We start from the raw sequence: 9,017 nt of genomic DNA, 5'->3' as shown, positions 1-9,017 counted from the left end.
ATAGTGGTGATACCGACAGATACACGGAGGAATATGACACACTTTGATACAACACGATATTTTGGTAGAAGCGACCAACGTAAACGGAATGGTTATCATTCCTTTAAACGCTTGGGTAACTATTACGTATTGAATATGGTAAATCCCTTTTCTAACTTATTTGCCTTGTTGCACATTAACGGCTTTGTGTTGTATACCTTTCATTTTAACAAAATTCTTATAGTTCGTTGTAGAATCTGTACATAACAAAACTGAGGTGTCGATGTAGCGACCTAACAACCCGTCCAATTCTTGTACATTAATCCGACCCTTACTTTCCATTTGAGAGAGGATTCCTCTACCACTGTCGTAAGCAACGACCACACATATTTGTTCCTTTGATATTCCTAGTTTCTTAGTGGCACCACCACGTTTGCGTGGCTCAAGGTTACAAATTAAAATTATTCTCTTCATCATGAATGTATTCGTCGTTCGATCGAGTTACATTTCTATACCACAATGATTAAAGTTCTACATTTTCTTTTCCTCACACAGTATATCTAACTACTAAATTTCAAATTTTTCAGATCTTCAGGATTATTTTTTTGTCTATTCCAAATAATAGAACTTATGGATGTTGACTTTTTATCTATGGTTTATTAGCATATTTAATGATGAAAATAACCAATTAATGGTTATATTGTCATAAATATATTTTATGATGGAATATTACTGAAAAAAATTAAATTAATAACAATAACTATTGATTTATTACTGATAAATAATCGGTGCTATTTAATAGGAAAACAAAAGAATACAAGGTTATGAAATAGAACGAATAGTAGATAAAACAAAGGAGCGAAAACAATGAATTTTATGGATGAAGAAGTTATCGAGATGACGAAACATGCAAGGCAGAAGAAACGAATGGAGAACATCGAAAACCAATTATTAAATACGGATATTGTGAAAGCGATTAAAGATGGTCAACTCATGATTGAAGATGAAACGATTGAGTTTAAAGAAATGAGTTTTTATGAGGGGAAAATCCGGATGTGTATGCCTGCAGCCTTTGATGTGATGGAGCCTGAATTAATGGATATTAAATATCCATCCAGTCGTAGACCCGATTATATTTATACAAGCGAAAGTACGTCCATCAATGTCACACTGAAAATCATGGAACAACAAGTAAAAGAAGAGGAATTAGAAGACTTCACAGAGGCCATGAGGAACATCCTTCAAAAAACGCAGCCAACTACAAAAATGTTGGATATTGGCATGAATGAAATTAATGGTCTACAAATTGGTTACTTTGATTTCATTTCGCCAGCACTAGATAACAAGATTTATAATTTAATGTTTTTGTTTATAGTAGGCGAGAATGTGACGATGGGCTCGGTTAATTGTTTGAAAAAAGAGATGGATATTTGGAAGCCCATTGCTTACGGCATGATGGAGTCTATCTTTGTTGAAAACAAATTATTAGATGGGGAAGGTGTTGTCGAATGAGTAAGGAAACAGCCTTGACGTACAAAGATATCATCGTGATGCCCTATAATATTCGCGTCAATCAAATCGAAATTACGCAACAAATGAATGAGCATGCTACATTGCATTTAACGGGCGTGATTCCTGATGAACTCGAAGATTCCTATGTATATATGACGGATGCAGAAACGGCTATTGAAGTAGTGCAAATCGGCAGTGTTGGACAAACTATTCCTATTTTCAATGGGCTGGCATTAGATGTACAAGTGAAATCGGTTTTGGGCACCTATTATTTGGAGGTTAAAGCAGTTTCGCATACGTATTTGTTAGATGTGAAGAAGAAAAATCAAACTTATCAAAATGCGAGTATGCCCTATAGTGAATTAATAAATGCATGTATTGCCGATCAAAAAGGTGCAGATTTCATGGATTATGCCTCAAAGGGCGCTTCTATTGGTCGTTTTACGATGCAATATATAGAAACAGATTGGGAGTTTCTTAAACGTATGGCATCAAGATTCCATACAGGTCTGGTGCCAGATACGGTTCACCCAGCCGCCAAGTTTTACTTCGGCGTACCATTTCAAGCTGGGGGCACGCAGAAAATGGAGGCCATCAATTATCGAGTTAAAAAGGCGATCGGCAATTTCCTTGTGTCTAGTAAAAATCATCTCGACGGTATTACTGATAGTGACTACATGTACTATGAAGTAGAATCGTTCCAACCATTCAAAATAGGCAATGAAGTTACATTCCAATCAAAAAAATTGTATGTCTATAAAATCTACTCAATTTTAAAAGATGGCTTGTTCAAGCATATCTACACGTTAACACCTCAGAACGGCTTCAGTGTCCACAGTACTTATAATCAAGCTATTATTGGCGCCTCCATTCAAGGAAAAGTAATTGATGTTGCGGGGGACAAAATTCGTATTCATGTCGATTTCGACGAGGGTCAAGATAAAGATACAGCGTATTGGTTTCCGTATTCTACGATCTATGCATCAGAAGATAATACAGGATGGTACTTCATGCCGGAGCTATCTGATAATGTGAGAATCTATTTCCCAGGCAATCGTGAGGATGAGGGGATTGCGATTAGTTCTGTATCAAAAGCACCACCACAATCTGGTTCGATGTTAGCAGCGACGAATCCGCCTAGTCCAGGAGGCGGTGGAAGTGCCAGTGCCAGTGGCGGAGGCGGAGGTGGCGGCGGATCAAGACCTGCACCACCAGAGGATAGTCGCCAAGACCCAGCGCGGATGGCCGATCCAGATGTCAAAACCCTCAGAACAAAGCACGGCAAACAAATTCTACTTGCACCTGATCGGATTGTCATATCTGGTGGAGGATTAATGATTTCGCTTATGGATGATAATGGGATCTCCATCATAAGTGATAAAAATATTACCTTACAAGCAACAGATAAAGTCGCCATCAATGCGAAGCAAATTATGATTAATGCGACCGAGAAAATTGAGATGACTTGTAAAGACAGTTCAATCAAGATGGAAGACAAAATGGAGATTAAAGGAACAGAAGTACGAGCAAATTAGTGAGGATGTGGACGCATGAAACGAGAAGAAGCATTACAGCATTTTATGGATGAATGCGTGTCAGTTCATGTCAGCCGATTACAAGAGAAGGTTGATCGACAGTTTCGCCAAGAGAAGGAAGTCTTACTAAAACCAATCATTAACTCGCTTGAACAGCTGTTTGCAAATATTGGAAATCAGCAAGAGCAAGGGAAGTTAGCACCAGTTGCCTTTATTCATTTTTCATTGCTACGAACATCATTACTAGATAACAAGTGTACGTATTTGCTAGAAGCGTATGGAGAAAAATGGTACTACGACTGGGGAGAATGTACGGCCCAGTATGAAGCGGGATGGCTTAGTGGGGCGATTATAGATTTACACAAAACGCTTGAAAAAGAAAGAAAACCATATCTCGCTATCCAAGCAGCTGACGTTCGAGGAATTATTCAACAGACTGTGATTCTGTTTCATCAGTATATTATTCAATTGGTACGCTATCTTTTCCGCTATCAACAAGAAAGCGTACCTGAAATAGATTTCCAACGAGCAGCATGTTTGCGATTTCGTGTCGGTGAATATAAAGGATTTAGTGAAGATGTTGCGATGTTCGACGAACGGGAACGGGTGGAACAAAATCTTCTCTCATGGTTAGGGAAAAATGAGATGGATAAATCATATACGTTTGAAAATTTCTCAAGCCTACAGTTACAGCAAAAACTTTTCGATCAAATGGACTTTTCTTATGCGAATTTCAATGGCAGTGACTTAGAAGGGGCTTCATTAAAACAAAGTGTTTGTGTCGGGACTAGTTTTGTAGATTGTAGGTTAGCGAATGTTGATTTTTCATATGCAGCCATTCAAGATGCTGATTTTCGAAATGCCAATTTAGCAGGCGCTAATTTTACGCATGCACAAGGAAAAACGCTATTGCTTCCCGATGACGAAGTTGCGTGTTACCTAGGCACTGATTTCAGTCATGCAAATTTGGAAAATGCAAAATTTGGGTTTGCGCAGATTGCAGGCGCTAATTTCACAGGTGCCAATTTAAAAGGAGCTACCTTCTTTAAACGCGATCAAGAGAAATGTCTATTTAGCCCAGACCAGATAAAAGACATTCAGTGGATTCATTAACTTTGAGATCGGCAGAAGTGATAGTTACAGGAGGAAAAGATGGAGTATTTTATTGTTCGGCAAGATCAAAGCATTACAAATCCAATTATTCCTTTCAAGACAGACCTCGATGATAACTTTGTCTGTTCATCTGTATTCGGGGAAGTAATAGAAAAAGAGAATGCGGTATATCTGGATTATTTAGAGAAGCCTCGAAGAATCGTGTCGGATGATTTAAAAGGGTTATTGGTGAAATATGAGGATAACTTAGAATTTACAGCCATTGTCTTTACGGATGTGAAGAAAGGAACACAGCGTGTGCATTGGCTTATGGACATTGTCAAGAAGAACTGTATTTCCGATGAGACGGCTTATTATCCAGACGGACAAATAAAGGAGCTCGTAATTGACCCGAAGAAAGTGGAACTGGATTGTATTTTTCAAGTCGACGGCAAAAAGGAATCGTTCACCATCGTCAATTTAGACGTGGCAGAAAGTATGCTGCGACGACCATATCTAGGGATTCAGTTGCAGCGAGTAAAACTACAAGGACGATAGATCATTCTAATAAATCATTCCAAGACACTGTGGTAGTTTGAAACAGTGTTCAAGCGATACGAAAGGAAGGATATTTAATGGCTCAAGTTGTAGAAAGTTTGGAAACAGAAGGTTCGGAACAGGAGCAATTTAGTTATGTGGTACATGGAGCCATCATTTCCTGTGAGCATGGTAGCCACCTCAATTATTTAAATTTGCCGCAAGACCATGGCGTTTATATTAAAGAGAAAGCCGTAATGAATGTAGGAGATCGAAACCCTGACAACATCCCAACCTTTGGTGTTTGTTTACAGTTGCAAAAGCCATGTACACCAACATGTTCCATTGATTGGATGGAAGGAATGGAAAATGTCAATATCGAGGGAAAGCAAGCGTTATTAAGCCGCTGCCATACACAATGCTCAGCAGGAGGAGGCAAAATTGAAATTATTCATGACGGTCAAGAGGAAGTAGAAATACCGAAACAAGGTTTTTAAAAGGCAAGGTTGATTGAAAGGAGGTAAGTAATGAAATCGCTAGAAGAAAAGGAAGTACACACGGTCAGTACGTATGAGGATCTTGTGCTCGAATGGCCATATCCACTTATTCATTTAGATAAACTAACCATCAAACATAATGCCAATGACCATGCGAGATTGTACTTTACGGGAATGATTGCTGAAGAGCAAGCGCAAAAATATATTCAGCGGGTCAATCATACAGATGAAGTTGTTGTGAAATTTGGACGAGACAGTGCCATTTTGTTCTCAGGAAGAATTGAAAATGCGGAGTTGCAGGCATCACAAGGGGTGCATTATGTCTCCGTTGAGGCCGTATCATTTACGGCAAATATGGATATTGCAAAGCGCTCACGTTCTTTTCAAGATGTGAACATGACGTACGTGCAGTTAATAAAAAATATCGTAAGCGCCTATCCTAATGGGGATTACATCGACCAAGCTTCTAACGGTCAAGCCATTGGTAGTATTGCGATTCAATACTTAGAAACAGATTGGGAATTCATTAAAAGAATGGCCTCCCGTTTGCACGCCGTTGTTTTTCCTGATTTAAAAGGAAAGGGTGCTCGATTTTGGCTTGGTACACCTCAAAGTAGAAAAAGCATAACGATCGATCATCTGCCTTCTATAGTACGGATGGACGTCGATGCGTATCGGTTAATAACTGAAAACGATGGTACGGATGTGAGTGAAGCAGATTATACTTTTTGTGAGTTTGAAAGCACAGAGGCCCATGAGCTGGGCACGTTGGTGCAATTCAAGGGAAGTTCCTATATCGTAACGGCTAGGGAAACCCATCTTGATGAAGGTGTGTTGAAGTTTCAATATACTGTCCAACCAGAGAAAAGTATTCGTCAGCGATTAGCACGCAATTTAGATCTCATTGGTGCAGCGTTTACAGGAAAGATCATTGATGTTACGCAAAACACCGTTAAAATTCATTTAGATATAGATAGAAGCCAAGATCAAGCAAAAGCACATTGGTTTGCTTATTCAGCAGATGCCAATGGTGTTATGTATTTAATGCCTCAAATAGGTGCACGTGCTCAATTGCATTTTCCAAGTGCAGTTGAAGAAGATGCCATCGTTATCAGCTCGGTGCGTGTTAATCCAGCCACACCAGAGGGCGGGCAAAAGCAGACGAAGAAAATGGCGGACACTACCGTTAAATCATTGGCGACCAATGTTGGGAAAGATGTGACATTAGGTGTTGGTGATATTACCTTTAGTGCAGTAGATGGGGTATTGGACTTAAAGATGGATGATGGAGATGGCGTAACATTTCAAAGTAACAGTACCATCATGCTTGCGGCCGATGAAACACTCGAAATTAGTGGAATGAAAGAGCTAGCCGTAGAGGCGGAAGAATGGATTGCTATATCAGCGAAGGAACAAAGTCATGTGATTATGGCCGCTGACACACAATTAATTAGTACGCTCATTGATCAAGAAGGTATAGAGAAGCAGAGTCAACCACCGAAGTTAAATGAAGAAGCAATCGAAGCTATGAGTAAAGTTGACTTAATTTTCCCGCAAAAGGCCGAAGAGAAGAAAGAGAAGAAAGGCTGGTTTAGTAGTTTAGTAGATGGCGTAAGTACAGCGCTGGATATCGCTGGGTTTATCCCTGTCATCGGTACATTTGCAGATATTGCGAATGCAGGTATTAGCTTGGCAAGGGGAGATTACATGGGGGCAGCCATGAACATTGTAGGTGCAGTCCCAGTAGTTGGTGATGCAGCCAAAACAGCCTATAAGGCCGGTAAAGCGGCAAAAGCTGCAGATAAAGCAATTACAGCCGCAAAAGCTGCAGATAAAGCAGTGGATGCATCCAAAGCAATAAAAGGGATGAAAGCAGCTTACACAAAAGTGTCTAAAACACTAGATACAGTATCGGCGCTAGCCAACAAAGGATCTAAAGCCGTGAAGACGGCAGCTGATAAAGTCATCTCATCGATGGATGAATTGCTCGCTGTGTCGAAGGCAGTAGACGGAATGAAAGCTATGGCCAAAGCTGGGCTAACGAAATTAAATCATGGGGTATTAAAGAAATTTAATTGTACACAAGGGTTAAGTAAAAAATTCTGTAAAAGAGGATTTGAGCCCGTTGATTTAATTACAGGGCGTATGATTTATGAAGGCGTCGACTTTGAACTACCTGGACCTATCCCCCTTTCATGGGAACGCGCTTGGTACAGTGATAGTAGTCGCATTGGCTTAACAGGTCATGGTATGCACTTTACATACGATCTAGCCTTAGAGATATTTGAAGAAGAAGACCTGATTGGGATTGTTGTGACGGATGGTCGCGCAATTGGGTTTCCAATTTTACCAATAAACTTGCCTTATTTTAACAAAAGAGAAAGGATGACCTTAACAAATACGGGCGAGGAGTATCATTTGTTTGAGCATGATACACGATTGATTTATGTATTTGAACAAACAACAGAAACAAAATACCGATTAAAAGAAGTAAGAAATGAGCAAAATCATCATATTCAATTTGCGTATAACCTTAAAGGCTTCTTATCCAAAGTAACAGACAGTGTTGGTAGAGTGCTAGAAGTTACGACGAATGAGGTAGGTAGAATGACAGAAGTCGCCTTACGTAACCAGATGAGTCGTGAAGTCTTAGTTCGCTATGATTACAATGATGGACAAGATTTAATCGAAATCCAAGATGCGTTAGGGCAAAGTACGCATATTAAATATGTTAATCACTTAATGATACAAAAAACAGATCGTAATAAAAATAGCTTCTTCTGGCGCTACGATGGTCCAACTACAGGTGCACGAGTCATCAAAACATGGGGTGATGGCAATGTCCTTGCAGGGGAGCTTTCCTATCACGAAGGCTATAATGAAATTACGAATAGCTTAGGCCATAAGAGTTATTACTATTTTAACGAAGATAACCTCTGTACGAAAATTGTTCATCCAGATGGTAGTGAAATCAGCTATGAATATAATGAGGACTTTGAATTACTGCAAGTAGTAGATGAAGATGGACGTGTCACGTCATATAGCTATGATGAGTGGGCAAATCCAGTAACAATTACTCTTGCAGATGGCAGTACCGTATCCTCTCAGTATGATGAGAAAGATAGGTTGATTCAAGTTGTAAATGCAGAGGGCGGAAGTCGTCAATGGATTTATAATGAAGATGGGACATTACAGACGAATGTTTTAGAAGATGGAACAAAAACAGAATTTTCCTATAATGAGAAATATTTAATTAAAACGGTGACAAATGGGCAAGGTCATATGGTAAGCTTAGCTTATGATGCTGATCTAAACTTGAGTCAAGTGACATTGCCAGACGGTACAAGTTCGACATGGGCGTATGACGGTCGTGGGAACTGCACAACAACGACGAATCCGCTAGGGGCCACAGAGAAATTCCGTTATGATAACTTGAATCGCCTTATAAGGGCAGATCTTTCAGATGGTAACGATGTTCAATTAAAGTACAATGCCTACGATGATGTCATTTTTGCGCAAGATAACCATACGCAAGTAGCCTTTGATTACACCATTCTTGGCAGCTTGGTGTCTCGAGAACAAGGTGGGAAGAAAGTCAAATTCACCTATGATACAGAAGAGCAGTTAAATACTGTTATCAATGAGAAAGGTGAAGTGTATCAGTTTGAACGTGATACAAAAGGGAATATCATCAAGGAAATTGGCTTTGGTGAGATGGAAAGAACGTATGAGCGAAGTCTGGCAGGATTGGTTCGGAAGATTCAACGTCTGGGTGATCGTTGGACAGCATACGAACATGACAATTTAGGGAATGTCATTCGAGCTGATTATTATGATGACACTTGGGAAACGTTTGGCTATGACA

General features: G+C 39.6%; 6 protein-coding genes and 1 pseudogene. 6 read left to right on the top strand and 1 reads right to left on the bottom strand.

Features of this window, described 5'->3' with window-relative positions; genetic code table 11:
- Positions 1 to 159 precede the first annotated feature (159 nt).
- Positions 160 to 426 (bottom strand): annotated as a pseudogene (locus ACQKN2_RS24580) (IS1595 family transposase); the annotation flags it as partial.
- A 420-nt stretch (positions 427 to 846) separates the two neighbouring features.
- Here ACQKN2_RS24580 and ACQKN2_RS24575 point away from each other — a divergent pair.
- From ACQKN2_RS24575 to ACQKN2_RS24550, 6 genes are all read left to right on the top strand, one after another.
- Positions 847 to 1,491 carry a hypothetical protein gene (locus ACQKN2_RS24575; protein ID WP_427417260.1) on the top strand — a complete coding sequence of 215 codons (645 nt, stop codon included), beginning with the start codon at positions 847 to 849 and terminating at the stop codon, positions 1,489 to 1,491.
- Positions 1,488 to 3,026, top strand: coding sequence for a phage baseplate assembly protein V (locus ACQKN2_RS24570; RefSeq protein ID WP_427417259.1), 1,539 nt, complete (start codon positions 1,488 to 1,490; stop codon positions 3,024 to 3,026). Before ACQKN2_RS24575 ends, ACQKN2_RS24570 begins: the two co-directional genes overlap by 4 nt.
- A 15-nt stretch (positions 3,027 to 3,041) precedes the next feature.
- Positions 3,042 to 4,139, top strand: coding sequence for a pentapeptide repeat-containing protein (locus tag ACQKN2_RS24565; protein WP_427417258.1), 1,098 nt, complete (start codon positions 3,042 to 3,044; stop codon positions 4,137 to 4,139).
- 39 nt (positions 4,140 to 4,178) lie between these two features.
- Complete coding sequence (locus ACQKN2_RS24560; RefSeq protein WP_053596528.1) at positions 4,179 to 4,676, top strand: hypothetical protein; 498 nt, start codon at positions 4,179 to 4,181, stop codon at positions 4,674 to 4,676.
- A 77-nt stretch (positions 4,677 to 4,753) separates the two neighbouring features.
- Positions 4,754 to 5,152: a DUF4280 domain-containing protein gene (locus ACQKN2_RS24555; RefSeq protein ID WP_053596527.1), complete on the top strand. Its 399-nt coding sequence runs from the start codon at positions 4,754 to 4,756 to the stop codon at positions 5,150 to 5,152.
- 30 nt (positions 5,153 to 5,182) lie between these two features.
- The coding region (locus ACQKN2_RS24550) for a DUF6531 domain-containing protein (protein ID WP_427417257.1) at positions 5,183 to 9,017 on the top strand (3,835 nt) is incomplete at its 3' end.

Origin of the sequence: Lysinibacillus sp. NPDC093688 (genome assembly GCF_050280145.1) — a bacterium.
In the GTDB taxonomy this organism is placed as follows: domain Bacteria; phylum Bacillota; class Bacilli; order Bacillales_A; family Planococcaceae; genus Lysinibacillus; species Lysinibacillus xylanilyticus_B.
The sequence above is the reverse complement of the archived record's forward strand: the minus strand, read 5'-3'. Positions and strand labels throughout refer to the sequence as shown.